Here is a 24,790-nt window from a genome sequence, read left to right as displayed (position 1 = left end):
CTGAAATGGTACAAGCACAACCTAAAATACTGACATTGGAGGAGTTTCTGAAACTACCGGAAACAAAGCCTGCTAGTGAGTACCTTGATGGAAAAATTATTCCCAAGCCCATGGCTCAAGGAAAACATAGTCGTCTTCAAGGAGAACTAATACCCGCAATCAATAGTTTGGTAAAACCTCAAAAAATTGCTTGCGCTTTTCCTGAATTACGTTGTACCTTTGGCGGTCGCTCAATAATACGTGACATTTCAGTATTTCTTTGGAACCGAATTCCCTGTGATGATAATGGAGAAATTGCCAATGTATTTAACCTGACTCCAGATTGGACTATTGAAATCTTATCTCCAGACCAAAGTCACACAAAAGTAACCAAAACTAGTCTTCATTGCCTCAAGCATGGAACCCAGATCGGTTGGTTGATTGACCCAGAGGAAAAAACTGTGTTTGTTTACCATTCTAAACAAGAAATTGAGGTATTTTATCAACCCGATATATTACTTCCTGTACCATCTTTTGTGAGTGAGCTTAATCTTACAGTTAAGGATTTATTTGCCTGGTTATTACTGTAACTATGGAGTCCTATAGCATTTTTATTTTAGATTTTGTAGGGTGGGCTATAGCATTTTTATTTGAGTTATGAACATAGGATTGATGCTAAAAGGGAACAGGGAACAGGGAACAGGAAACAGTAGGAAACAGCTCCGAAGAGTTTTTAATGTTAGTGCGTACGCTCTTGTCTGGTGGGCAAATGGGCATGATATTTGATCTAATTGCCAAACTCTCGTTATTTGCCCACCCTACCCTACTTTTTCAAAAACACTCTTCGGCAATAGAAAGCTAATATCATTTTATAACATTTACCCTGAATAAAAATCTCCCCCATCTCCTAATCTCCCTATCTCCCCCTCTCTCCACCCTCCCCACACTTCTTTTAGTTATAGATTTACCAATATGAGATGCACCCTTCAATCTTCTGGCTCTACACCCATTGCTCGCAATTGAGCTGCTAGACGTTCAGCTCGTTGATGTTCTCGTTCAGCTCGTTGACGTTCTTGTTCAACTAGCTGTCTTTCTTTCTCAACCGGTGTAGGAATCCAATTTCCGGCTGCATCGTACCAACGCAACCAAAGTCGGTTTAACTCTTGATAGTTTCCTGACCACAATCCTAAACCTAATTCTATTTCTGGAAGCCAGAATTTGTCACGGTTGAGAATCACTTCCCGATAGCTATTGCGCACTAACTCAAACAAGCGTAGTTTATTGCTATTACCATCGAAGACTACGTAATAGGGAATCCGTAGCATCCGTTCGTAAACTTCCCATTTAGTTGGGGGTTGGTTGGCTTGTGGCCTAACTTCTCCTAAGTCTTCTTTCTGTGTACTTGGAGAAAGGAATTCGATGGCAATAAAAGGAGCTACTCCTTCCTGCCAGATCACGTAACTCAACCGGGATTCTCTTTGTTCGTACAAACGATCCACTCCCAAGACAGCAAACCAATCGGGACGTTTATACCAAGTAGGATGTTTCAGATTGTAGTAAATATTCAGATCGCTAGCAACGAGAATTTGGTTTCTAGGATAATTGGGGGGGAAAAACGTTTTTTCCAGTAAGTCTGCTTGCCATATATGGTATTGATCTGGCAATCCTGAATCCTCCTTTTCCTCGCTAGGTAGATCGTACATTGTCGGTAGGATTTCTTTCGGGGGTCGGGGTGGATCGGTTTGTTGATACATCAGCAAAGGGAGTAGGGAGTAGGGAATAGGGAGTAGGGAATAGGGAGTAGGGAACAGCGGATCTGGGAACAGGGAATAAAATTCCCACAATTCCTACACGGATTGCTATAACTTCGATTTTAGATTTTATATTGATGATTGGGTCTACGTTGGTGCGCCCCTACTCGTGGATTCGCGCTAACCCTTGGTTTTGCCAAAGTGCGTACGCTCTTGTCGGGTGGGCAAATGGACTAGATCACGCTATCCAATTGCCAAACTCTCATTATTTGCCCACCCTACCCTACTAGCAGATTAAAGCAATAGCTGAGCCAGTATAGCTTTTTTTTAGTGCGTACGCTCTTGTCGGGTGGGCAAATGGACTAGATCACGCTATCCAATTCCCAAACTTTCATAATTTGCCCACCCTACCCTACTAGCAGATTAAAGCAATAGCTGAGCCAGTATAGCTTTTTTTTAGTGTGATCGCTCTTGTCGGGTGGGCAAATGGACTAGATCACGCTATCCAATTCCCAAACTTTCATAATTTGCCCACCCTACCCTACTAGCTGCTCCCTGCTCCCTGCTCTCTGCTCCCTGCTCCCTGCTCCCTGCTCCCTGTTCCCTGTTCCCTGTTCCCTGTTCCCTTGCTATAATCCATGATTAACCAAACCCAGGTATTCCCTCCCAACCCCCAATTTCAGCAACTCTTTCTGCTGTTACAGCGCTTAGACGGACTGCTAGAACGAGCTTTAGCCGCTGCCCAAGTTACCTATGGTTCCATGGCTGCAACTAATCCCTATCGGGGGATGCAAGTTGACCAGGAAGAAGTGGAACAGTTGCTGACTCATCCACCAGGAACACCAGTATTGCAGGTAGATACAGAAACATCACAGGAGTTACCCTCTGATGCTATCCTGGCAGGCTCATCTCTAGCATGGCTGCAAGAAACCTTTGCCCTCTCTGCTTTTGATGTCGATATTATTGCGATCGCACTCGCCCCGGAACTAGACCGGCGCTATGAACGAATATACACCTATCTCCAAGACGATATCCGGTGTAAACGACCCACTGTGGATCTCGTCCTCAATTTGCTCTGTCCGACTGGGGAAGCGAAACTGGCGCGCCGTAGTCACTTTACCCCAGAAGCTCCTCTCCTACGTCATGGTCTACTACACCTGGTCTCGGACCCTAATCAGCTCCAGCCTACTCTGCTGGCTCACAATCTTAAACTGGATGGGCTCGTCCTGGCTCTTCTGTTGGGAGAAACAGGATTAGATCAGCGACTACAACCCTTCTCGACCTTACTTGAGCCGACTATTTCCCTGGAAGACTTGCCCTTGGATCAGGAAGTAAAGCAGGCTTTATTAACACTGGTTGTCGAAGATTGGCAAGCAAGCAAACCCCTGGCACTGTATTTTGAGGGTGCAGATACTAGTGGTAAACACCGTGCCGCCCAAGCTCTGGCCAGGGCTGTGGAAGCACCATTGCTAACCGTAAATTTAACTCGGGTTGTAGAAGCCAAAGCTGAGTTGGAGCTAACCCTGAAACTAGCTTATCGTCAAGCCTGGTTTCAGAAGGCTTTGCTTTACCTAGAAGGACTAGAAACGCTACAACAAACTATAGAAAGTTCCGAGAATTCCAGTCAATATCTATCTCTGCTAAGAATCATAGCAGACCATCAAGGAATTACCATCCTCGCTGGTGAAAAACCCTGGAGGCCAGAGAAAACTATCGCAATGGGAATGGTTACTGTTCCTTTTCCCATCCCTGAGTTTACTGTTCGTCGCTGGTGTTGGCAGAATCAACTAACCGCAGCTGGTATTTCCCTAGACAGACCACAGCTAGATGCTTTATGCGATCGCTTCCGCCTCAATTCCGAGCAAATTACTGATGCCGTGATCGATGCCTGTAATCGAGCCCGTTGGCGAATTGCCCAAAACACTCCCCCCACCTCCCACACTCCCCACACTCCACAATCCCTTCAAAAACCCACCTTGTCGGAACTATTTGCAGCAGCCCGTGCCCAATCTGGTCATCAACTAGGTTCATTGGCACGTCAGATTCAGCCTAAGTACAGCTGGGATGATATTGTCCTGCCAGTTAATCAAAAGGCTCAGTTGCAGGAAATTTGTAATCAAGCCAAATATCGACAGCTGGTGTGGGAAGAGTGGGACTTCCAGAGCAAGCTTTCCCTGGGCAGAGGACTGAATGTGATGTTTTCTGGCCCACCAGGGACTGGTAAAACCATGGCAGCGGAAATTATTGCCCACGAATTAGAGCTTGACCTCTATAAGATTGACCTATCCCAAGTAGTCAGTAAGTATATCGGGGAGACAGAAAAAAACCTCAATCGCATTTTTACAGCTGCTGCCAATGCCAACGCCATTCTCCTGTTTGATGAGGCAGATTCGCTTTTTGGCAAGCGCTCTGAAATTAGCAGTGCCCATGACCGCTACGCCAATATTGAGGTTGGCTATCTCCTGCAAAAGATGGAGGAGTACGAAGGAGTGGCGATTTTGACCACCAACCTCCGCACTAATATGGACGATGCCTTTGTCCGCCGATTACGTTTTATTATTGAGTTTCCTTTTCCTAATCTCAAAGACCGCCGCCGGATCTGGGAGCAAATCTGGCCTAGTCCTGTACCTCGCTCGGAGGAACTGGATTTAGATTTTATCGCCCGTAACTGCGAGATTGCTGGGGGCAATATTCGTAATATTGCTCTGGCTGCTGCTTTTATAGCAGCAGATGATGGTGGAATTGTCAAGATGAATCACCTGCTGCGTGCAGTCCGGCGAGAGTATCAGAAGATGGGAAAAGTGTTAATAGAGGGTGATTTTGGTCAGTATGCTGGCCTAATGTGATGATTCGTAATAACTCAAATAACTGTGCAAACAATTCACTAAGCACGTTTAAGTTGTGTGTATTGTTGTTACGGAGAAGATTTAAGGGACAGTTTGCAGACTAAAGTGGGTACTTGGCAACTAAAATTGCCGATTGACCTCAGCCAGTTTGCCGATGATTTGGCGACCTGGGCTAAGAGTGAGGAAATGAGATGATTCATGACCTGGATAGAACGTTGGAGGAATTGCTCAAGGGCGAACTACCTCCTGAGCTAATCTCGTCAGTTACGATTAGCTTTGCCACACCTGACAAGGATTTTAGTGTCAAACCAGCGATTAATCTTTTTCTTTACGATGTGCGTGAGAATCTGGAGTTACGCAACACCACCTGGTCAACAGAACGCAGTAACGGTAGGGCAACCAAAAGGCGTAATCCAGTGCGAGTGGATTGCTCTTACCTAATCACCGCTTGGTCCGCTCTTACAGGTAATGGTCAAAGACCAGAGCAAGAAGAGCACCAATGGCTGGGGGAGGTAATGAAAGTGCTACTGCGTCATCGTATAATTCCAGCGGCTGTATTACAGGGAAGCCTCATGGGGATGGAACCTCCGATCAGGACAGTTAGTCTGAGTCAGAGCAACCTACAGAGTTTGGGTGAATTCTGGCAAGCAATGGGAGGAAAGCCCAGACCAGCATTGAACTACACCCTTACTATGGCTGTGGAAGTCGATGATCCAGTTGAGGCAGGAACCTTGGTAACAGATATCAGGATTGGGTAATTGCGGATTGGGAATTGGTTGACTATTTACCATTAGCCATTAGCCATTAGCCATAACCAAGATAGTTGACTAAGGGAGTATTGCTCGTGTCAAATAAGATTAGGTTGGAAGCAATCCGCCATCAGGTTGCGATCGCTGGGCAGGTTAAAGATGCCCAAACTAAGCAGGTGATTCCGGGAGCAGTGGTCGAAATTGCCGATATGCCCGAAAGCTTGAAAAGCAAGTTAGATCTGCTAGCTGGCCTGTATGGAGATGACTGGGAAAAGAGGGTCGAGCGACCTGACCGCACTCGTACCAGAGTTGACGGCTATTTTTACTTCCAGGATCTCCCTGATGGGTCATATACCTTGACGGCTTCCTTGCTAGGTACGGGTACTCGCTATAGTGGTGACCCAACCATCAAAACGATACCGCCTGATTCTGATCTCGAATCCGATGATACCGAGGTTCAGGTGTCACGAGATTCAGATGGTGCGATCGCGATACCTACTGTTAATTTCTATTTCCAACCAACTGCTCTCAAGGGTAACGTCACCAACTCAGAGGACGGTGAAGCTGTCGTTATGGCCAAAGTTGAGATTGAGGGGAGTGGTGAGTATACCTTTACTGACAACGATGGGAACTATCTCCTGAGTAGTCTCGAAGCATCTACGGATAAATCAAGTGCTCGTCCAGTTAAGGTTAAAGTTGTTGCCCAAGGCTACCAGAAAGAAACGTCTCAACTTGTAGACTTGAACCAAGGGCAAGTGACCACTCACAATTTGGTAGTGGTAAAGGTGTAGTGGTTTGGAAAAGGTTTTGTTAAGGTTTCGGTGGCTAAAATCACTACTTGTATCCCACTAAGTACAATTTTTATTTCATCTAACTGAAGTAAGAAATGAAGTAAGAAGTATTTGGGGACTTCAATAGAAGAGTTAGAAAACTTTGCTCACATCCAGCCTTTGATTTGACTTATTCAAGGAGTAGAGAAAATGCCAACCTATTTATCGCCCGGTGTATACGTCGAGGAAGTTTCCTCCGGTTCAGCTCCAATTGTGGGAGTGGGGACCAGCACAGCAGGTTTTATCGGTGTCGTACCGGACTCGATAGACGTTCCAGAACCAAACCCTGCCTATGACCCAAGCCAAGACATAGATCCAACCACTAATCCAGCTCATATCACAACCTCTTTTACTCCTGCTAACGTGGGTGAAGTCAAGCTATGTACTAACTTTGGTGAGTTCAAGAAGTTCTTTGGAGACTTCTCAATCAATCCAGGTCAGCGTCAGCTAGCTCACGCCGTCTATGGATTCTTTAACAACGGTGGTACTCGCTGCTACGTGGTGCGGGCAGCAGGAGAGAGTGAGATTACCGCTGACTTCCTAGAAAATACATTTGAGCCTATTGACGAAATTGCTATCGTTGCCGCCCCTGGCATTACTGACAGCAGTGTTAGCGATGCCATCATCACTCACTGTCAACAGAAGACCCAGGATCGCTTCGCAATCTTGGATAGTCAGGAAAATTTGGATGGTACTTGGAAGACCATGCAACCAGGGGATGGCAATGTACCTAGCAATTCTGATTATGCTGCTTTTTACTTCCCCTGGATTCAAGTCTTTGATCCAGCCACGAAAACACTGAACCCCAAAGGGGATGGTGGAATCTATGTGCCGCCCAGTGGTCATGTCGCCGGTCTCTATGCCCGCGTCGATACACAACGAGGAGTCCACAAAGCCCCAGCGAATGAAACAATATTAGGAGCATTGGGTCTCAAGTACAACATCAGCAAAGCCCAGCAGGATGGACTCAACCCCCAAGGCATCAATTGCATCCGTAATCTCAATGGCAATATTCGAGTCTGGGGAGCACGCACCATCGGTGGTGATGCCAATGGAGAATTTAAGTACATCAACGTCCGCCGCCTGTTCAATTATCTGCGGGAATCGATTGACGAAGGTACTCAGTGGATGGTATTTGAACCCAATAATCCTGAACTTTGGGCGCAGATTACCCGTAATATTAACGCCTTCCTAACCAATGTCTGGAGTACAGGGGCTTTATTTGGGAATACACCAGAGGAAGCCTTTTACGTGAAGTGTGATGAAGAGACCAATCCCCCAGAAGTCAGAGATTTAGGTCAGGTGGTGACAGAAATTGGTGTAGCAGTGACCAAGCCAGCGGAATTTGTGATCTTCCGCCTTAGCCAGTGGGCAGGGTCTAGTGGCTCATAAGGGTAGGTTTTTTACAAAGACCTCAGGTGTGGGGTGTAGGGGGTGGGGTGTGGGGTGTGGGGGTACAGACAAGCGATGCATCGCTTTGCGTCAATTCTTGTCCACTGTTCCCTGTTCCGAGATCCGCTGTTCCCGACTTCTGCAAGAAGTCTATTAAACTATGGTAACTTCCCAGCAACTGACACCGGGTGTCTATCGAGAGGAGATATTCCCTAAACCAGCCCCTGGACTGTTCACAGGTGTACCTGTATTCCTGGGGTTTGCCGAGACTGGACCAATTAACTCCCCGCAGTCACTTACCCTCTGGTCTCAATTCACAGAAACCTTTGGTCAGCCTCTAGCTGACGGTTACCTAGCTTATGCTGTGCGTGGCTTCTTTGAAAATGGTGGCAGCTTGTGCTTAGTTGTGCGGCTAGAAGACACAGTTTCTATCACAGAAGCACTGGGAGGACCAGGAGATGATAGTGGGGGACTAGGAGCGATCGCATCCTTGAATGAAATCGACTTGGTCTGTGTGCCAGATCTAATGCGGGGAAACCCTGACCAGGATGAAGTGTTGAGGATGCAGAATGTCATCTTAGAACACTGTGATCTGCTTGGCGATCGCTTTGCCATCTTAGACTCGCTCCCTCCAGTAGCAGTACAGGTGACTCAGTCTCTAGAGAGGGTAACAGAGCAAAGGTCGAAACTGCAAGGCAAAAACGGTGCTTTGTATTATCCCTGGATTAAAGCTGAAAACGGTCCAGACTGGATGCCCCCTTGTGGTCACATTGCTGGAGTTTACGCCCGTAGCGATCAACAATTTGGCGTTCACAAAGCACCAGCCAACGAAACTATCGAAGGAATAGTGGATCTAAAGTTCAATTTGACCAATCGCGAGCAGGACATTCTCAATCCCCTTGGGGTTAATTGCCTGCGTGCCTTTCCCGGACGAGGTATTCGAGTTTGGGGAGCACGTACCCTCAGCGACGAGGCAAATTGGATCTATGTCAACGTAAAGCGGCTATTCCTGACAGTGGGCAGATGGCTGGAACTGAACCTGGCAAATCTGGCCTTTGAGCCAAACGAGCTGAAGTTATGGGTACGGATTGAGCGAGAGTTGACCGCCTATTTTGAAGACTTACTCCAGCAAGGTGCCCTTAAAGGACCAACAGAACAGACAGCTTTCTACATTAAATGTGATGCTGAAACTAACCCACCCGAAGTAAGGGAAGCAGGAATGGTAGTCACAGAAATTGGTTTAGCACCTGCTATTCCCAGTGAGTTTATTACTGTGCGTATTATTCTCGGTGCTAGTGGTGTCAAAGTAGCAACATAAGTCTGCGTTAGCAAATATCAGGAGGTTTTTGACGATGGTATTTTCTCGAAAAGATCCATACAGAGGTTACAACTTTAAAGTAGAAATCGATGGTATCACCCGCGCCGGTTTTAGAAGCTGCTCAGGGATAGAAACCAGTCAGGAAATTAGCACCTATCGAGAGGGTACCGATAAAATGCTGAATATGCGGCAAATCCCTGGTATGCTCACCCTCTCCCAAGTCACTCTCAGTCGTGGCATTACTGATGACAGGGAATTATGGGACTGGCGGACCAAGGTAGCAACCGCAAAAGACCCCTCCGAGTATCGTAAAAATATGTCTATCGTCCTCTGGGATGATGCAGGAAATGAAAGAGTACGCTGGAACCTGATCAACTGTTGGCCAGTTAAGTGGACAGGCCCAAGCCTTGATGCTACTTCCAATGAATTAGCCATTGAAACCCTCGAAATTGTCCACGAAGGGGTTACCGTAGAAAACGGTAAGTGGCAGTAGGGAGTAGGGAGTAGGGAGTAGGGAGTAGGGTGTAGGGTGTAGGGTGTAGGGTGTAGGGTGTAGGGTGTAGGGTGTAGGGAGTCAGGTAGGCACTGCCTACCAAACCGATTGGCCAGCTTGGTAAATCCATCTGATATCATCATGTCAGGATAATTACCCTTAATCAAAACCTACCCCTGTGAGATCTCCCCATCTCCCCATCTCCCCATCTCCCCATCTCCCCATCTCCCCATCTCCCCATCTCCCCATCTGCCCACCCTCCCGATTCCCGATTCCCGATTCTAAATTCTAAATTCCCCACAAGATGATGCAGACAGAGTTCCCGTTTACCCTACCCCAGGGCTACGTAGATTCGGAGGGTAATCTCCATCAAGAAGGCATGATGCGGATGTCCACAGCCTACGATGAGATTATGCCCTTAAAAGACCCTAGGGTTCAGGCTAATCCAGGTTACTTGGTGATTATCCTGCTGTCCCGGGTGATCACTCGTCTGGGCAGCTTAGACTATATCAATCCCGTAATGATTGAGGGTCTATTCTCAGCTGACTTAGCCTATCTGCAAGACCTCTATCAAAGGATTAACCAAAATGGTCACAGCCGCCTTTTGGTTTCTTGTCCTCACTGTCAAGGAGAGTTTGAAGTGGAGACTGCTACTTTGGGGGAGTAACTTGCTACCCCTCCGAGAGGCTGTTAGAGGAGGTAGCCTATATTGCTTATCACTTGCACTGGTCTTATGACCAGATTATGAGTCTGGATCATCAAGAAAGACAGCAGTGGGTGGCACAAGTTGCAAGTATTAATGAAAAGTTGAATGAGCAAATAATTGGGTTACGGTAATTGGGGATAGTTTCATGAATTTCAGGAGTTAATGATGGCAAGTTTAGCATCGGTTGTGCCTTTAGGAGCAAACGCGGCTTACGCTGGAGTGACTGGGGCCTTGGGAGCTCGCCTCGACCCCTACCAAGGCTTTAACTTCCTCATTGAAATTGAGGGGTTAGTGACCGGTGGGTTTATCGAAGTCAGGGGTCTAGAAAGTGAGATTGAACTAGAGGAGCGTCCTGAAGGAGGTCAGAATCGTTACGTTCATCAGCTACTAGGTCGAACCAAATATCCGAATTTGACCCTCAAACATGGTCTAACAGGTATTGACAGTTTGTGGACTTGGTATCAGGCCACTAGCCAGGGTGTAATTCGGCGCAAGAACGGCACAATTATGCTGCTGGACCGCCAAAACATACCAGCCATGTATTGGAATTTCAAGCAGGCTTTGCCAGTGAAGTGGACTGGTCCAGAGTTTAATGCCAGCAGCAATGAGATTGCTTTCGAGACCATTGAGTTAATTCACAAAGGAATTAGCAAACCAGTTCTCAGTCAAGCACTATCTGGAGGACGAGCGGTTGCTGGACTAGCGGGAGCATTGTGATGGCATCTCAACCTCAGGTCACTAAAAATCAGACTTGGTCAGACAGTCTCAACCCACAACTGACGCGACGACTCCTGCGCCCGATCGTCAGCCCTGGTGTGATTGGTACTCAAGTAGCAGGGTCAATTATCTCCCGGGTCCAAGGGATGACCAACGGACTGCCCTTAATGGCTAAGTTGATTCAACGCCAGCATCGGTTACAGGGTCAATCACCAGAAGCAGTTCCTATCGTGTATGCTCAGCCAATCCGGCCAGCAGCAGAACCGGTAGAGACGGGACATGTTACCTCTCCAAATGTGGCCTCTCGAACTAAAGGCACAGGGGAAGAACTACCTTTGAGATCAACTAGATTTCAGGTGGAAAAAGAAACCTCAGTACAAAAAAGTACAGGGTCAAATTCCCAGAAATATAGAGAAAACCCTAAACCCCAAACTTCAAATTCAATCCCCTCTGAAAGGGGCAAATCTGGAACAAAACCATTAATTGTACAGGCAAAATTTGTAAACTCCACTAAGAGGACTTCCCCCAGAGCAGATTCTGAGAGCAAACCCCTAGTTTCTGGTCTTGAACCTTCTAGGAAAACTAGACTATCTTCTGACTTATCCTGGCCAGTTGTCCAAGCCAAAGCAATTAACTCCCAGTCATCAAGTAGTTCTGGAAGTAGTTCTGAGAAGATGTTGGTAAAGTTGCCTAACCCTCCTAATCCTGAAGGAACGGGTGGTACTCAACATTCCTTTCCTACTAGAGCAGGAGTTGGGGGAGAGGTCAGTTCAGACAATTTAAAAAACAATTTAAAAAACAATTTAAAAAACAATTTAAAAAACACCAATACCACTTTGCCAACAGAGTCTAAGCTATCCTTAGGCAGTTCCGGAAACCTGACCCAGTCGCCAGTTATTCAACGGTCCCCAAAGCGATCGCTTCACAAGGAAATAGTCAAGAGCCCATCCCAGGGAAACCAGCCACTGATTCAACCCAGCCCCGAGCGACCGGTGATCAAAGAGATTGTCAACAGCCCATCCCAGGGAAACCAGCCACTGATTCAACCCAGCCCGGAGCGACCAGTGGTCAAGGAGATAGTCAAGAGCCAATCCGAAGGAAACCAAGCACTGATTCAACCCAGCCCGGAGCGACCAGTGGTCAAAGAGATAGTTTCTAGTCCATCCCAGGGAAACCAGCCACTGATTCAACGCACCCCCGAGCGACCAGTGGTTAGAGAAATTTCAGGAAAAGATGGTTATCAATTATCTGCTCCCCTGATTTTTTCTGCCTCTGGGGTCAATAGAACGTCATTTTCTGGCAACGGACTAGGAGTTAGTAGTTCGCCATCTATTGGTGATCATGGCTCTGGAGTTATCCAAAGAATGCCATCTGTCAACGGTGCATCAGTATCAACACCTGTATCAACTACTAGGTTACAGGCAAATACCGTGATTCAGAAAGCATCAGAAAATACCACAAGCGCTACCACAAGTAGTCAGTCTTTCGAGGACATTGATGTGGATGAATTAGTAGACAAAGTACACCATAAACTGATGCAGCATCTGACCATAGAAAGTGAACGGAGGGGATTAACACAATGGCATTAACAGGGTTTAAGAATCTAGCCCAAAAAACACTAAACCAAACCAAAGGATTAACAAGTAGCCTCTTTGGGGCAGAGTTAGATAAATTAACCATCCTCAAGGAGCAGCCAGGAAAAAGATGGCAGATGGTTTTTCCAGAGAACAAACCAATGCCTCTATTCAATCCTAATGAAATTCAAATTACCAAGACAACCCAATGGCGTCATGAAACTCTCAAAAACCGCGATCGCGGTGATACTAAATTTATTGGTGGGGATCCAGCAACCCTGACTCTCGACCTGTTTTTTGACACCTACGAGGGACTACCTGAAAGTATATCCGGGGGCGGCAGTTCTCCCCTCAAACGAGTTGCATCGGGAGCGGCAACAGCGGCTTCATCTTTAACTGGTGTGTATGGATTATCAGCACCCAATGCTGTAGATGTTCGAGAGTATACGAATAAGATTTTTGAGTTGACTCTGATTGACTCTGATTTAAAACGTCCCCCTGTATGTGAACTCTGGTGGGGGGCATTTAACCTGATTTTTAAGGGGTATCTTGGACAACTAACCCAGCGCTTTACTATGTTTACCCCTAATGGGATGCCAGTCAGGGCCGCTCTCAACTGTACTTTCCACCAGTTCATCCCTGAAGAGGACGAGGAACGGGAAAAGCCCAGTTCTCTGGCACGGGATGACGACCCGATCCATGTTGTGCGACGTGGAGAAACCCTGAGCAGCATTGCGGGTGTTGAATATAATGACCCCAGTTTCTGGCGAGAGATTGCCAAGGCTAATGGGATTAATAATCCCCGTAACCTGACACCAGGCCAAGTTCTGACCATCCCGGTACTTAATCTAACCTAAAATTAACCATGCTCTCGACACCTCCTCAAACTAGTACCAATAGCATCGCTACCTCAGTCCCTGGCTTCAGAATTCTGATCAGGGGACAACAGTTGCGGTCTGATGTGATGGCAGTAATTGTGGATGAAAACGTTAGTACTCCCACTATGTTTACCATCAAGCTTGCCAACTGGGACCAAGAAAAGCAGGAGTGGATTGATCCGCAACTGTTTAAGCTAGGCAATGAGGTAACGATTTTTATGGGCTACGGGGGTAGTGGAGGGAAACTGCAAAAACTGATGATGGGTCAGATTACCGGTCTGGAACCAGAATTTGCCCATGGGGAAATACCTCTGTTGACAGTGCGCGGCTACGACTACAGTCATCGATTGCTTCGGGGTTACAACACTCGCTCGTTTACTAAAAAGAAAGACAGCGATATTGCTAGAGATATTGCCAAAAAAGCCGGTCTAAAGTATGGGGGAGTAACGACAAAGCTGGTTTTGGACTATGTACTACAGCATAACCAAACAGACATGGAATTTCTTCAGACCCGTGCTCAACGACTCGGTTATGAGGTTGTAGTTCAAGATAAAACACTATATTTCCGGCCCCATCAGGATAAATCCAAGTCAGTGTTGACCCTAGTTCAACGAAAGGATTTGCTCAGTTTTTCTTCCCGACTGACCAGCTTGACCCAGGTGGGACAGGTGGAGGTGCGCGGTTGGAACCCGAAGGACAAGAAAGCCTTCATTGGGCGAGCCAGTCCTGGTTTTAGTACTAACAAGAGCGGTGCTAAGGCTGTAGATCCGGCTTTGGGTAGTGGAAAAAAAACCAGCGAACGTTTGTATCGCCCTGTGTTCAGTAGAGAGGAAGCTGAGCAAATCGCTCAGGGGGGATTTAATAACATGGCCCTAGAATACATCAGTGGGGAGGGCTTGTGTGTCGGACGCCCTGACTTGCGAGCAGCTACCGTTATTACTATCCAAGGGGTGGGCAAACAGTTTAGTGGTGACTACTATGTCACCTCCACCACCCATAGCTATTCCCATAAACGAGGTTATCGCACAGCATTTAAGGTGAGGAGGAATGGGACATCATGATCTTTTATAGGGAACAGGGAGTAGGGAGTAGGGAGTAGGGAGTAGGGAGATGGGGAGATGGGGAGATGGGGAGATGGGGAGTTTGGTGTTATTGTTGCTAATCCCGATTCCCGATTCCCGATTCCCGACTCCCGATTCCCGATTCCAAATTCGCGCATTCTAAATTCGCGCATTCTAAATTCGCGCATTCCCTGTTCCCTGTTCCCGATTCCCGATTCCCGATTCCCCACTCCCGATTCCCGATTCCCGATTCCCCACTCCCGATTCCCCACTCCCGATTCTAAATTCGCGCATTCCCTGCTCCCTGCTCCCTGCTCCCTGCTCCCTACTCCCTACTCCCTACTCCCTACTCCCTGTTCCCTAAAAATATCTATTAAAAAAGTCGCAAACCGCTATATCAATTATGACAAGCATCGATTTACTAACTAATTTGCTAGGTCCCCCTGAAATACGAGGTCGTTTCTATGGGGTGACTATGGGAATAGTGACTAACAATGGCGATGAGGAAAACTTGGGGCGAGTTAAGGTCAAGTTTCCTTGGCTATCCGATAGTGATGAAAGTTATTGGGCTAGGGTGTTAACTCCCATGGCTGGTAATGACCGTGGTATTTACTTTTTGCCGGAAGTGAATGATGAGGTGCTGGTAGCTTTTGAACAAGGTGATATCAATTTTCCCTATATCCTAGGGGGGTTATGGAATGGCAAAGATAAACCGCCTGAGTCTCCTGAAAAAGACAAAGAAGATAGTAAAAAAAAGACAATTAATAAGCGTACAATAAAGTCCCGTAGTGGTCATATTATTCGCTTAGATGATACTAAGGATGAAGAAAAAGTTGAAGTCATTTCCCATAAGAAACATACTATCCGTTTAGATGATACTAAGGACAAAGGCAAAATTGAAGTAATTGCCCAAAGTGGTCACACTATTCGCTTAGATGATACTAAGGATAAGGAAAAAATTGAAGTAATTGATAAAACTGGCAAAAACAGCATTATTATTAATACTAAGGAGAATTCGATTACCATTGAGTCTAAAGAAGGTAAGCTTAAGCTTGGTGGGAAGGGTATCGAAATTATTTCCGAGGAAGATATCAAAATTACTGCCAAGAATAACCTGGATATGAAGACAGATAAGTCATTGAAAGTTAATGCTAATGGTAGCAAAATTGAAACTAAGCAGGGGATGCACTTTAAAGCTAGTAAAGACGTGAAAATTACCGGTAATACGGTATCAATTAATTAAGCGATCAGCAATCAGCAATCAGCAATCAGCAATCAGCAATTAGCAATCAGCGATCAGCAATCAGCAATCAGCAATCAGGTATCAGCGAATGTGCTACGCACACGCGTGCGCGTTCAGCTTATGGGTTAGTTCCCAGCGTCGTTCGCACAGCGTGGCCATTCGCGTAGCGTGGCCAAAGGCCAAGGCCAAAGCCTGTGCCACACTACTTGAGGTGTGCCACACTACTGTTTTTGAATAAAATCAGCTCACCGCTGACCACTGACCACTGACCACTGACCACTGACCGCTGACCACTGACCGCTGACCACTGACCGCTGACCACTGACCGCTGAATACTGTTATCTAAGTTTTATGGAGTATGAAAAATCATGGGTAAACCGGCAGCAAGAAAAGGCGATTTAGTGGTGACATCTTGTACACACCAAGTCCAGGGTCAACCACCTGCTCCTGCGCCGCCTATTGTAGCCCCAATGCCAATTCCTTTCCAAGGAAAATTCGAGCAAAAGTTGAGTAAAAAGGTGAAAATTGGTGGTAAATTGGTGGCCTTAAAGGGCAGCCAGGGTAAAACCCAGGCACACCCACCAATACCGCCACCGGGAACTTCACCGATCAAGTTTGTCAAGGAACCTAACAAAACAGCTGAAATTACCAAGGGTAGTTCTTCTGTGAAAATTGAGGGTAAACCAGTGGCGCGCATTGGTGACCCAGTTAAGACCTGTAGTGAATTACCCCCTCCCCACGGCACAGTAACCCCTGGACCTGGTAAGCCGACGAAGGTATTTATTGGGGGTTGATAAGGAGATGGAACGATGACTACTGATTTTCTCGGAGTGGGATGGAGTTTCCCCGTAGTACTCGACCAAAATAAACAAATCGATATGGCGCAATATGAGGATAGTGTCCGCCAGTCGATTTGGATGATTATGAGTACTTCTCCAGGAGAACGGCTGATGCGCCCGGATTTTGGCTGCGGTATTCATGATTTAGTATTTGCCAGCAACAGCGCTGGGACAGCTGGACAATTAACAGTGGAGGTACGCCGAGCCTTGACCCAGTGGGAACCACGCATTGAGGTTCTAGATGTAGGTGTTTACCCGGATGAGACCCAATTTAATCGTCTCCTAATAGAAATAAATTACCAGGTGCGCCGTACTAATAATCGCTTTAATTTAGTTTATCCATTCTATTTAGACTATTAATTTGGGATGTGGAGTGTGGGGTGTGGGGTGTGGGGTGTGGAGTGTGGGGTGTGGGGTGTGGGGTGTGGGGTGTATGGGCACCATTGTGATTAATTGTTTGGTGGGCAGTGCCTAGCAAAGCGATCGCAACCAAATCAATTACTCTCAAGCACTGCCCACCCTACATCAACTATCTCCCCGACTCCCGACTCCCGATTCCCGATTCCCTACTCCCTACTCCCTACTCCCTAATTTCTTATGCAAGCTCCAAAGATTGATGAACGTAGCTATGAAGACATCGTTGCCTATACGGAGGGGTGCGCTAAGGCGTTCACAGACTGGCGTCCTTTGGCAGATAACAAGCCGGATGGTGGTCGGTCACTAATTCGTATTTTTGGTCATCTGGCAACGATTGTTGGCGATCGCCTTAATCAAGTCCCGGATAAAAACTTCCTCGCCTTTCTAGACTTGATTGGCACTAGCATTGGACCACCTAGACCAGCGCGAGTACCGTTGACCTTTTATTTGGCAACTGGTAGCACAGAAGCCTTAGTTCCGGCTCAGACGGAGGTGGCAGCACCGCCGACAGAAGGAGAGGAAGAAGAGGTTATTTTCGAGACCGAGCGTGATTTAGTCTTGACCAATGTGCAGCTGCAAGCAGTGTTTGTGCGGGAACCGGAACAAGACCGCTATAGCGATCGCACTAAGCCAGGGACGGGTCAAGAAGATACTGCTTTTCTAACCTTTGCAGGGGATCAGCCCATTGAACATTCTCTCTATGTGGCTTGTGACGACCTGCTCACCTTACCTGAATCGAAAACTCTCACCCTAACCATTGACTCTCCTAATGCAGTTGGGTTAGCAGCAGTACCAATCACTTGGTCTTACTGGAATGGTGAGGTCTGGAAACCAATACTAGGAATTATTGAGGGCTTAGAGGTTGAAATTGGATCTGGTGAAGTTATCGTCCAACCGGGGAAGGCGATAGATTATCAAGGTCGAGAAATTAATCTCGCTCAAAAACAGTCTGTTGACCTGAGCAGCAACACCAATCAAACTAGGCTAGTAGTAATTTCCTACAGTGAATCAGAACCAGTCCTGGAACTAATTGCTGAGACCGATACTAGCAAACCAGCGAATACTCATATCCGTTTGGCCCGTCTAGACATTGACGACCAGAACCAAATTAGCAAGTCCTTCCCAAGCTTGACTAACTCAGGTAACAGTCAGTGGCAGGTGTCCATTGAGAATCTGCCAGTCCCCAGTCACAGTAGTATTAATGGGATCAATGCTGCCTGGCTTAAAGCTCAGCTTACCAATACTCCATTACCTCCACCTCAGTCATTGCCACAAATCAATCACATTAGTGCCAGTGTGGAGATTCATGGCAGTGATATAGCACCAGAGTTGTGCTTTTTCGATACGGATGAACTGGATCTGAGCAAAGATTTCTACCCCTTTGGTGAGGAACCTGGTTTCAACGATACCTTTTATCTCGCTAGTCAGGAAATTTTCTCTAAACCTGGAGCCGAAGTTACCGTTAATTTAGTTTTAAGTAGTGATGCTCCAGCTGTTAATACCACTGGGGGTGTTGAAGTCCGCTGGGAAGTCTGGAATGGTAGTACTTGGCAGGTAGTTAAACATAATAGTTCTGGTCTCTCTGCTGCCAACTTCACTATTGGCGGTGCATTTACTTTCACCCTCCCTAACCAGATGGGACCCCAGCCAGTAAATGGGGAAAGTAATTATTGGCTTCGTGCTCGGATTATCACGGGTAATTATGGTACTGAGGAAGCTACCGCAGAAGAAACCAGTACCACACTCCAGCCATCTCGTGCCGCTAGCACCACACTCACTCAAGCTGTTAATAGTGGAGCCAATACGGTACAGGTGAGTAGCGCTAGTGGCTTTCAAGATAATGACTCTATTCTGATTGGGGCAGACACTAGTCAACCGGAATATGCGCAAATTAGTAGTATTAGCTCTAATACCCTAACTCTGACCAATACTATCTATTCCGACCATGCCAGTGGAGCAACGGTGGAACTTTTTGAACAAGAGGTCAGCAGTGGTATCAACACCATCAAGGTAGATAGTATCAGAGGTTTTTTGCCTAGCGATCGCATTCGGATTGATCCAGGTACTAACAAGCAGGAAGACTTGGAGATTGCTAGTATCAATTTCAACGAGAATACCCTCACCCTGACGAGCAACCTCACTCAATCTCATCCAGTGGAAACGAGTGTGGTACTCCTACCAGCCTCAGCTTTAGCTCCACCAGTGGTAAAATCCCTGAAGCTAAGCTATAGCTACAACTCAGGTGATTCCCCTCTCTCAGCTTGCTTGACCTACAATGATTTTACTTATATAGATTGCACCACTCAAGCTAACCAGGATGGCTCCCCCTTTGAGGCTTTTACTCCCACTCAAGACGATAGACCCACCCTTTACCTAGGCTTTGATGCCCCCTTCGCCAACCGCTCCACCACGATCTATGCCCAGGTAGAACCCCCAGCACCAGGGGAATTGGCCACAAGTCCTACCATAACTCAGCCAGCAGTGATAGCAGCAGAATATTCCAGCCCTGAATATCCCAGCCTTGACCGTTGGGTGCGTTTAGGCGTGGAAGCGGATGAAACCGCTGCCATGAGTCAACCGGGTTTAGTCCGGTTTATTGGACCAACTGACTTGACAAAGCAATCAGAATTTGGTAAAGACTTATATTGGCTGCGAATTCGCTGGCAAGGGGGTGATTTTAGAGTGCCACCCCGACTACGGCAGTTGCTGCTTAATACAACTTGGGCAACCCAGGCAACCACCATTGAGAATGAAATCCTTGGTTCGAGTAATGGGAATCCCGATCAGACCTTCTCCACCCTCCAATTTCCTGTGTTAGAGGGTCAACAACTAGAAGTACGGGAAGAGGAAGAAACGGATCTACAAGAGGAGGTGTGGGTAGTTTGGCAAGAAGTATCAGATTTCTATGGTTCCGGACCGGAAGACCGTCACTATCTTCTCAATCACCTGACCGGAGAAGTAAGCTTTGGCAACAACCAACAGGGAAGGATACCTGCCCTAGGTAGCAACAATATCCGTATGGTTTACTACCGCACAGGTGGTGGTAAACAGGGTAACAAACCAGCTGAGACTATCACCGAACTCAAGACCACAGTGCCTTATGTAGATAGTGTCACTAACCTAGAAGCTGCTAGTGGTGGATCCGATCAGGAGTCTCTAGAGTGGGTGAAAGAACAAGGGCCGAAGACATTGCGCCATCGGTACAAAGCTGTAACTGCCGAAGACATTGAAGATTTGGTCTACCAAGCATCTACCGATGTAGCGAGGGCATGGGCAATTACTCCCAAATTTAACCCAAAAGACTTACAGTGGTTGCCAAACTACTACCTCCCGTTGGAGCAATCAGGGACGATCACGGTCAGTTTATGGTCCCAGGGTAATGATCCCCCAACCACCTATCAGCTACAGGTCAAGATTAATGGTCCAGGACAGACCATAGCCTATGAGGAAAAAATCTTTACCTCTGACGAATCTAGCGATCGCGAACTGAGTTACCCAGTCACACCCAGCCAATTCAGTCTTGGAACCGAATGGTACGTGACTATGGTCAACTTGGGCGATGTTAACGTTAGCGGTGATATCACCATCGAGTACCCTGATGGTTCTCTGACAGGAAATTTCAACCTACCGCCCAAGACCACAAGTGACCATGCTGACAATAGCCCTTATCTAGACAGAGACGATGTCGGTCAAGTGGAACTGATTATTCTACCGGATTCTTCAGCACGGCAACCTACTCCCAGTCTTGGTTTGCTGGACTTAGTAGAGGAATACATCCTGGCTCGCTGTGCCCCCACCCTAGACCTGCGAGTGACCGGACCCTATTGGGTAGAAGTTACAGTCACAGCAGAGGTTGTACCCCTCTCCTTAGACCTTGCCGAAGCCGTTGTAATTGGGGTCAACGATGCCCTGAACCACTTTTTACATCCCCTGACTGGTGGCGTGGAAGGTCAAGGCTGGCCTTTTGGTCGTCAACCCCATAAATCAGACCTGTATCGGTTAATCGAATCCGTCCCAGGTGTGAATTATGTTAACTCTCTCTCCATTGACCTAGCCGAGATACCTGACGAACAAAGGAACCGATTCCTGATTTATTCCGGTGAACATCAGATTAGTCTGGGTCAGGATTTTTGAGGGAGTAGGGAGTAGGGAGTAGGGAGTAGGGAGTAGGCAAGAGGCAAGAGGCAAGAGGCAAGAGGCATGCTAGACCCACCCCTAACCCCTCCCAGGAGGGGAAGGCAAGAGGCAAGAGGCAAGAGGCAAGAGGCAAGAGGCAACCTTAAACCTTCAACCAACTAACCTTCAACCTTCAACCTTGGCCTTTGGCCACGCTACGCGAACAACCAATTAACCTTCAACCTTGGCCTTTGGCCACGCTACGCGAACAACCAATTAACCTTCAACCTTGGCCTTTGGCCACGCTACGCGAACAACCAATTAACCTTCAACCTTCAACCTTCAACCCACCAACCTTCAACCTTCAACCTTGGCCTTTGGCCACGCTACGCGAACAACCAATTAACCTTCAACCTTGGCCTTTGGCCACGCTACGCGAACAACCAATTAACCTTCAACCTTGGCCTTTGGCCACGCTACGCGAACAACCAATTAACCTTCAACCTTCAACATAATGCCCCTACCACTACCTAACCTAGATGACCGTACTTATGCTGACCTCTTGGAAGAGGCTCGGTCTTTAATACCGAAAGAGTATCCTGATTGGACTGACCATAATCCTACTGACCCTGGCATCATCTTGATTGAGATGTTGGCTTGGTTGACGGAGATGGTGATTTACCGGACTAATCAGATCCCAGATGAAAACCAAAAAATGTTTCTGAAGCTGCTTAATGGTTCCGAGTGGCAGCTGGAAGGGGATTTGGAGACAGCAGTGCAGCAAACCATTGTGGATTTGCGGCAACGCTACCGGGCAGTCAGTAGTGAGGACTTTGAACAACTGGTACTACAAGACTGGCAGGACACACCAACCGCTAAGGCTCTTGGTCCTTTTGGTGTAGTCGCTAGGGCTAAATGCATTTCTCAGCAGAATCTGGCTTTGAGTGAACCAACTGCCAGAGAAGAACCTGCCCCAGGAAACATTAGCTTGCTGGTGGTTCCTCAAACGTTGGCTGATAACTACAGTTTGCTCTCCTTTGATGGCCAGGATGATTATCTGGAAATCCCTCATTCAGACCAACTCAATTTTGCTAACGATCAAGCTAAGGATCAAAATTTTACCATTGAACTTTGGGTCAGACCTGAAAAAGTCCAAGCTAGAACCCAAGAAACCTATAATAGTATCTTAGAAAAAGGTAGTGGTTCTGGGGGTTTTCCTTATGGGATTAGATATGACAACCAATCGGGTAAAATCCAGGTAATTAGAAGTGATGGTACTAACTTTGCTACCATTAGTTCTACCAAAGCCATTAATGATGACAATTTTCATCACGTTGCTTTTGTCAAAGATAGTTCAACACTTTACTTATATCTTGATGGGGAATTAGAAGGCTTTACTGACGATATCACCTCAGGTAATACTATTAATGATTCATCCCTTTATCTTGGCTGTCGAGGTAACCAAAGCCATTATTTCCAAGGCATAATTACTCAATTGCGGGTTTGGGGGGAAGTCCGCTTGCAGGCAGATATTAAACAGGAGATAAATAACTTTCTTAAAGGTACAGAAAAGGGATTAGTTGGTTGCTGGGATTTGGATGAAGGCTCTGGTATTATTGCTAATAATAAGACTCCTAACCAAAATCATGGAACTATCCAAGGAGCCAGTTGGTATAAACCCAATATCACTGCTTCACTCTTGCAAGGCTTATGGTCTTTCTTGGATGAACGGCGGTTGCTGACTGTACGCCATCACGTAGTTACCCCAGACTACCTACCCTTGCGGGTTTGGGCGCGACTCTATCTAGTGGCGGGGGGCAATGCCCAGCAGGTTCAAGACCAGGCAAACCAGGAAGCACAAGCTTTCTTCCACCCAGTTAATTCCCAGTCTTATTGGGATGGTCAGGGTTGGCCTTTTGGTAGGAGTATTTACGTTTCGGAGCTATATCAATTACTCGATCGCATCCCTGGAGTGGACTATGTCGAGGATGTCATGGTTCATACTCATGAGCTAACTATTGATCTAACCACTACTGTTTTAACTCAGGCAAGCTCAAGATCCCAGACTCAGATTACGGTTAAAGACACCACCGGTTTTAATGTAGGGGATACTATTCAACTAGACCCCAGCAGTAGTGATCAGGAATACTATACGATTAGTAGTATTGAGCAAGGACTAAAACAATTGACCTTGTCTTCAGCTTTAAATAAAGCTTATGGACTGGGAACAATGGTTGTCCGTCCCCTTAGTTTTGAGATTACCGAAGTGATCTCCAACCTTGAATTCAAGGTGAATCAAGTAACGGGATTGGCAGCAGGGGATAGGGTTGGGATCATTTTTACTAATAGCAATCCCGAAAATCGAGAAATTGACACTGTTGATTTTTCCAGCAATAAAATTACCCTGAAACAAGCTCTCAGCCAAGCTCCAACCACAGGGACAAAGGTGGTTCAGTTAGGAACCTGGCGGGAGGAACGTACTAAACCGAAAGAAAGCTACCAGTTTATCGAAAAAGAGCTGATCAGAGTTAAGCTGAAAAACTATGAGTTAGTAGACTTCAACGTACAGTTGAATTTAGTAATCATGGAATACATAGGGGATCAATGGCAATTAACTAGCTAGGGAGTAGGGAGTAGGGAGTAGGGAATCGGGAATCGGGAGTCGGGAATCGGGAGTCGGGAATCGGGAATCGGGAATCGGGAATCGGGAATCGGGAGTAGGTAGACCCGGTGGTGCGTTACGGGGCGGGCTGTTCCAACCCTGACCTTGAGGTGGAAAATGAGTGCGAGCCTTTGGGTGGTGCGTTACGGGGCGGGCTGTTCCAACCCTGACCTTGAGCCGGAAAATGAGTCCAAGCCCGCCCCTAACGCACCCTACGCAACTCTTTGCCTCTTGCCTCTTGCCTCTTGCCTTTCCCCTCTTGCCTCTTGCCTTTCCCCTCTTGCCTCTTGCCTCTTGCCTCTTGCCTCTTGCCTTTTTCGACAAGAACTGTGTTTAAAACCTAGATACAAACGCGCTTATGTCCAACTACTTCAGTAGCTATCTAAACTATCTACCAGCTAACTTTCAGGAAGACCCTTTTGTTGGTCGGTTCCTGCTAGCGTTGGAGCGGGTAATGAGTGGCTTTTTACCCAGGGATACTGATGATCCAAATCCTGATCAGTTGGCTCTAGAAGAATACATTGACCGTATCCCTACTTACTTCAATCCCTATAATCATCCTGATTTACCAGTAGAGTCAGAGATAGCACCAACTGAGTTTATACCTTGGCTGGCCAGTTGGGTGGCGTTAAGTTTGCGAGATGATTGGAGTGAGGAGACTAAACGCCGATTTATCAGCAATATTGTCCCTCTCTATCGCCAACGGGGGACTAAGACGGGAGTGAAGCAAATGCTAGAACTTTACACTCAAGAAGACGTCAAAATCTACGAATTTGAACAACCTGCTCATTACTTCCAGGTGACAATCACCTTGAATGAGCGAGACCCTAAACTGCTGCAACGTCAAGAAGAGATTGCTAAGGCAATTGTCAATCAAGAGAAACCAGCTCACACGTTTTATGCTTTGCGGGTGTTAGTACCCGGTATGCAAATTATTAATGAGCCCACTGAAAGTAAACCAGGCATCATCGTTGGGGAGACTACACTATTGGGCACTACAACGATATCGTAACTAAGGGTGTGGGGTGTGGGGTGTGGGGTGTGGGGAATCGGGAATCGGGAGTCGGGAGTCGGGAGTGTGGTAAGAGTGGTAAGCGTGGGGAGTGTGGTAAGTGTGGGGAGTGTGGGAGGTACACAAGATTTTTTCACTCTTGCCTATTCCCTATTGCCTGTTCCCTATTCCCTACTCCCTACTCCCTACTCCCTACCCAATTGAAAA

Annotated in this window: 26 protein-coding genes and 1 pseudogene; 23 read left to right on the top strand and 4 right to left on the bottom strand. The window is 46.9% G+C overall.

Features of this window, described 5'->3' with window-relative positions; translation table 11 throughout:
* Window positions 1–5 precede the first annotated feature (5 nt).
* The gene (locus BJP34_RS23990) at window positions 6–569 is read left to right on the top strand and encodes a Uma2 family endonuclease (RefSeq protein ID WP_070396852.1); all 564 of its coding nucleotides are present in this window, start codon (window positions 6–8) and stop codon (window positions 567–569) included.
* Window positions 570–965: 396 nt separating this feature from the next.
* On the opposite strand, the gene BJP34_RS23985 is transcribed toward BJP34_RS23990, so the two are convergent.
* Window positions 966–1,733, bottom strand: coding sequence for a Uma2 family endonuclease (locus tag BJP34_RS23985; RefSeq protein ID WP_070396851.1), 768 nt, complete (start codon window positions 1,731–1,733; stop codon window positions 966–968).
* Window positions 1,734–2,368: 635 nt separating this feature from the next.
* On the opposite strand from BJP34_RS23985, the gene BJP34_RS23980 reads away from it, so the two are divergent.
* From BJP34_RS23980 to BJP34_RS23955, 6 genes are all read left to right on the top strand, one after another.
* Window positions 2,369–4,576 carry an ATP-binding protein gene (locus BJP34_RS23980; RefSeq protein ID WP_070394514.1) on the top strand — a complete coding sequence of 736 codons (2,208 nt, stop codon included), beginning with the start codon at window positions 2,369–2,371 and terminating at the stop codon, window positions 4,574–4,576.
* A gap of 191 nt (window positions 4,577–4,767) precedes the next feature.
* Window positions 4,768–5,334 (top strand): DUF4255 domain-containing protein, encoded by a 567-nt coding sequence (locus tag BJP34_RS23975; protein WP_070394513.1) that lies wholly within the window; start codon window positions 4,768–4,770, stop codon window positions 5,332–5,334.
* 86 nt (window positions 5,335–5,420) lie between these two features.
* Window positions 5,421–6,116 carry a carboxypeptidase-like regulatory domain-containing protein gene (locus tag BJP34_RS23970; protein WP_158517431.1) on the top strand — a complete coding sequence of 232 codons (696 nt, stop codon included), beginning with the start codon at window positions 5,421–5,423 and terminating at the stop codon, window positions 6,114–6,116.
* Between the two features lie 189 nt (window positions 6,117–6,305).
* On the top strand, window positions 6,306–7,547 hold the full coding sequence (locus tag BJP34_RS23965; protein ID WP_070394512.1) for a phage tail sheath family protein: 1,242 nt from the start codon (window positions 6,306–6,308) through the stop codon (window positions 7,545–7,547).
* Between the two features lie 160 nt (window positions 7,548–7,707).
* Window positions 7,708–8,865 carry a phage tail sheath family protein gene (locus BJP34_RS23960; RefSeq protein ID WP_070394511.1) on the top strand — a complete coding sequence of 386 codons (1,158 nt, stop codon included), beginning with the start codon at window positions 7,708–7,710 and terminating at the stop codon, window positions 8,863–8,865.
* 34 nt (window positions 8,866–8,899) lie between these two features.
* Window positions 8,900–9,358: a phage tail protein gene (locus BJP34_RS23955; RefSeq protein ID WP_070394510.1), complete on the top strand. Its 459-nt coding sequence runs from the start codon at window positions 8,900–8,902 to the stop codon at window positions 9,356–9,358.
* Here the strand turns inward: BJP34_RS23955 and BJP34_RS44300 are convergent.
* Window positions 9,330–9,488, bottom strand: coding sequence for a hypothetical protein (locus BJP34_RS44300; protein WP_158517430.1), 159 nt, complete (start codon window positions 9,486–9,488; stop codon window positions 9,330–9,332). The genes BJP34_RS23955 and BJP34_RS44300 overlap by 29 nt on opposite strands.
* Window positions 9,489–9,662: 174 nt before the next feature.
* Here BJP34_RS44300 and BJP34_RS23950 point away from each other — a divergent pair, with 174 nt between their 5' ends.
* The 12 genes and pseudogenes from BJP34_RS23950 to BJP34_RS23910 all read left to right on the top strand — a co-directional run bounded on the left by BJP34_RS23950 (window position 9,663) and on the right by BJP34_RS23910 (window position 20,927).
* Window positions 9,663–10,025: a hypothetical protein gene (locus tag BJP34_RS23950; protein WP_044493148.1), complete on the top strand. Its 363-nt coding sequence runs from the start codon at window positions 9,663–9,665 to the stop codon at window positions 10,023–10,025.
* Window positions 10,026–10,039: 14 nt separating this feature from the next.
* A pseudogene (locus tag BJP34_RS50100) lies at window positions 10,040–10,195 on the top strand (DUF6760 family protein); the annotation flags it as partial.
* A gap of 31 nt (window positions 10,196–10,226) precedes the next feature.
* Entirely contained in the window at window positions 10,227–10,781 is a 555-nt protein-coding gene (locus BJP34_RS23945) for a phage tail protein (protein WP_229423999.1), read from the top strand.
* A complete protein-coding gene (locus BJP34_RS23940) occupies window positions 10,781–12,370 on the top strand; it encodes a hypothetical protein (protein ID WP_070394508.1) in 1,590 nt (529 codons plus the stop codon). Before BJP34_RS23945 ends, BJP34_RS23940 begins: the two co-directional genes overlap by 1 nt.
* Window positions 12,361–13,212 (top strand): CIS tube protein, encoded by an 852-nt coding sequence (locus tag BJP34_RS23935; RefSeq protein WP_070394507.1) that lies wholly within the window; start codon window positions 12,361–12,363, stop codon window positions 13,210–13,212. The genes BJP34_RS23940 and BJP34_RS23935 overlap by 10 nt, the downstream gene beginning before the upstream one ends.
* Window positions 13,213–13,220: 8 nt before the next feature.
* Window positions 13,221–14,294, top strand: coding sequence for a phage late control D family protein (locus BJP34_RS23930; protein WP_070394506.1), 1,074 nt, complete (start codon window positions 13,221–13,223; stop codon window positions 14,292–14,294).
* Window positions 14,295–14,351: 57 nt separating this feature from the next.
* A complete protein-coding gene (locus tag BJP34_RS44295) occupies window positions 14,352–14,723 on the top strand; it encodes a hypothetical protein (RefSeq protein ID WP_158517429.1) in 372 nt (123 codons plus the stop codon).
* The gene (locus BJP34_RS23925; protein WP_070394505.1) at window positions 14,698–15,537 is read left to right on the top strand and encodes a phage baseplate assembly protein V; all 840 of its coding nucleotides are present in this window, start codon (window positions 14,698–14,700) and stop codon (window positions 15,535–15,537) included. The genes BJP34_RS44295 and BJP34_RS23925 overlap by 26 nt, the downstream gene beginning before the upstream one ends.
* A 368-nt stretch (window positions 15,538–15,905) precedes the next feature.
* Window positions 15,906–16,331: a PAAR domain-containing protein gene (locus tag BJP34_RS23920; protein ID WP_070394504.1), complete on the top strand. Its 426-nt coding sequence runs from the start codon at window positions 15,906–15,908 to the stop codon at window positions 16,329–16,331.
* 15 nt (window positions 16,332–16,346) lie between these two features.
* The gene (locus tag BJP34_RS23915; protein ID WP_070394503.1) at window positions 16,347–16,736 is read left to right on the top strand and encodes a GPW/gp25 family protein; all 390 of its coding nucleotides are present in this window, start codon (window positions 16,347–16,349) and stop codon (window positions 16,734–16,736) included.
* A gap of 107 nt (window positions 16,737–16,843) precedes the next feature.
* On the top strand, window positions 16,844–16,993 hold the full coding sequence (locus tag BJP34_RS44290) for a hypothetical protein (protein WP_158517428.1): 150 nt from the start codon (window positions 16,844–16,846) through the stop codon (window positions 16,991–16,993).
* Entirely contained in the window at window positions 16,974–20,927 is a 3,954-nt protein-coding gene (locus BJP34_RS23910; protein WP_070394502.1) for a putative baseplate assembly protein, read from the top strand. The genes BJP34_RS44290 and BJP34_RS23910 overlap by 20 nt, the downstream gene beginning before the upstream one ends.
* Here the strand turns inward: BJP34_RS23910 and BJP34_RS44285 are convergent.
* The gene (locus tag BJP34_RS44285) at window positions 20,905–21,063 is read right to left on the bottom strand and encodes a hypothetical protein (RefSeq protein ID WP_158517427.1); all 159 of its coding nucleotides are present in this window, start codon (window positions 21,061–21,063) and stop codon (window positions 20,905–20,907) included. The two genes, BJP34_RS23910 and BJP34_RS44285, sit on opposite strands and share 23 nt — an antisense overlap.
* A gap of 52 nt (window positions 21,064–21,115) precedes the next feature.
* Between BJP34_RS44285 and BJP34_RS23905 the strand changes: the two genes are divergently transcribed.
* The gene (locus BJP34_RS23905) at window positions 21,116–21,424 is read left to right on the top strand and encodes a hypothetical protein (RefSeq protein ID WP_070394501.1); all 309 of its coding nucleotides are present in this window, start codon (window positions 21,116–21,118) and stop codon (window positions 21,422–21,424) included.
* A complete protein-coding gene (locus BJP34_RS23900; RefSeq protein WP_070394500.1) occupies window positions 21,424–23,532 on the top strand; it encodes a LamG-like jellyroll fold domain-containing protein in 2,109 nt (702 codons plus the stop codon). The genes BJP34_RS23905 and BJP34_RS23900 overlap by 1 nt, the downstream gene beginning before the upstream one ends.
* On the opposite strand, the gene BJP34_RS44280 is transcribed toward BJP34_RS23900, so the two are convergent.
* On the bottom strand, window positions 23,521–23,895 hold the full coding sequence (locus BJP34_RS44280; protein ID WP_083305324.1) for a hypothetical protein: 375 nt from the start codon (window positions 23,893–23,895) through the stop codon (window positions 23,521–23,523). The genes BJP34_RS23900 and BJP34_RS44280 overlap by 12 nt on opposite strands.
* 34 nt (window positions 23,896–23,929) lie before the next feature.
* Here BJP34_RS44280 and BJP34_RS23895 point away from each other — a divergent pair, with 34 nt between their 5' ends.
* Window positions 23,930–24,583: a phage tail protein I gene (locus tag BJP34_RS23895; RefSeq protein WP_070394499.1), complete on the top strand. Its 654-nt coding sequence runs from the start codon at window positions 23,930–23,932 to the stop codon at window positions 24,581–24,583.
* A 15-nt stretch (window positions 24,584–24,598) separates the two neighbouring features.
* A complete protein-coding gene (locus BJP34_RS44275; protein WP_158517426.1) occupies window positions 24,599–24,787 on the top strand; it encodes a hypothetical protein in 189 nt (62 codons plus the stop codon).
* Window positions 24,788–24,790 lie beyond the last annotated feature (3 nt).

The organism is Moorena producens PAL-8-15-08-1, from assembly GCF_001767235.1.
GTDB lineage: Bacteria > Cyanobacteriota > Cyanobacteriia > Cyanobacteriales > Coleofasciculaceae > Moorena > Moorena producens_A.
The sequence above is the reverse complement of the archived record's forward strand: the minus strand, read 5'-3'. Positions and strand labels throughout refer to the sequence as shown.

Bases quoted from the DNA above. Each gene is read 5' to 3' on its own strand.
- BJP34_RS23900 (WP_070394500.1), top strand. From the start codon at position 21,424: ATGCCCCTACCACTACCTAACCTAGATGACCGTACTTATGCTGACCTC.
- BJP34_RS44300 (WP_158517430.1), bottom strand. From the start codon at position 9,488: ATGGATTTACCAAGCTGGCCAATCGGTTTGGTAGGCAGTGCCTACCTG.
- BJP34_RS23935 (WP_070394507.1), top strand. From the start codon at position 12,361: ATGGCATTAACAGGGTTTAAGAATCTAGCCCAAAAAACACTAAACCAA.
- BJP34_RS23960 (WP_070394511.1), top strand. From the start codon at position 7,708: ATGGTAACTTCCCAGCAACTGACACCGGGTGTCTATCGAGAGGAGATA.
- BJP34_RS23895 (WP_070394499.1), top strand. From the start codon at position 23,930: ATGTCCAACTACTTCAGTAGCTATCTAAACTATCTACCAGCTAACTTT.
- BJP34_RS23950 (WP_044493148.1), top strand. From the start codon at position 9,663: ATGATGCAGACAGAGTTCCCGTTTACCCTACCCCAGGGCTACGTAGAT.
- BJP34_RS23915 (WP_070394503.1), top strand. From the start codon at position 16,347: ATGACTACTGATTTTCTCGGAGTGGGATGGAGTTTCCCCGTAGTACTC.
- BJP34_RS23910 (WP_070394502.1), top strand. From the start codon at position 16,974: ATGCAAGCTCCAAAGATTGATGAACGTAGCTATGAAGACATCGTTGCC.
- BJP34_RS23955 (WP_070394510.1), top strand. From the start codon at position 8,900: ATGGTATTTTCTCGAAAAGATCCATACAGAGGTTACAACTTTAAAGTA.
- BJP34_RS23990 (WP_070396852.1), top strand. From the start codon at position 6: ATGGTACAAGCACAACCTAAAATACTGACATTGGAGGAGTTTCTGAAA.
- BJP34_RS23965 (WP_070394512.1), top strand. From the start codon at position 6,306: ATGCCAACCTATTTATCGCCCGGTGTATACGTCGAGGAAGTTTCCTCC.
- BJP34_RS23945 (WP_229423999.1), top strand. From the start codon at position 10,227: ATGATGGCAAGTTTAGCATCGGTTGTGCCTTTAGGAGCAAACGCGGCT.
- BJP34_RS23975 (WP_070394513.1), top strand. From the start codon at position 4,768: ATGATTCATGACCTGGATAGAACGTTGGAGGAATTGCTCAAGGGCGAA.
- BJP34_RS23985 (WP_070396851.1), bottom strand. From the start codon at position 1,733: ATGTATCAACAAACCGATCCACCCCGACCCCCGAAAGAAATCCTACCG.
- BJP34_RS23980 (WP_070394514.1), top strand. From the start codon at position 2,369: ATGATTAACCAAACCCAGGTATTCCCTCCCAACCCCCAATTTCAGCAA.
- BJP34_RS23940 (WP_070394508.1), top strand. From the start codon at position 10,781: ATGGCATCTCAACCTCAGGTCACTAAAAATCAGACTTGGTCAGACAGT.
- BJP34_RS23925 (WP_070394505.1), top strand. From the start codon at position 14,698: ATGACAAGCATCGATTTACTAACTAATTTGCTAGGTCCCCCTGAAATA.
- BJP34_RS23930 (WP_070394506.1), top strand. From the start codon at position 13,221: ATGCTCTCGACACCTCCTCAAACTAGTACCAATAGCATCGCTACCTCA.
- BJP34_RS44295 (WP_158517429.1), top strand. From the start codon at position 14,352: ATGGGGAGATGGGGAGATGGGGAGTTTGGTGTTATTGTTGCTAATCCC.
- BJP34_RS23920 (WP_070394504.1), top strand. From the start codon at position 15,906: ATGGGTAAACCGGCAGCAAGAAAAGGCGATTTAGTGGTGACATCTTGT.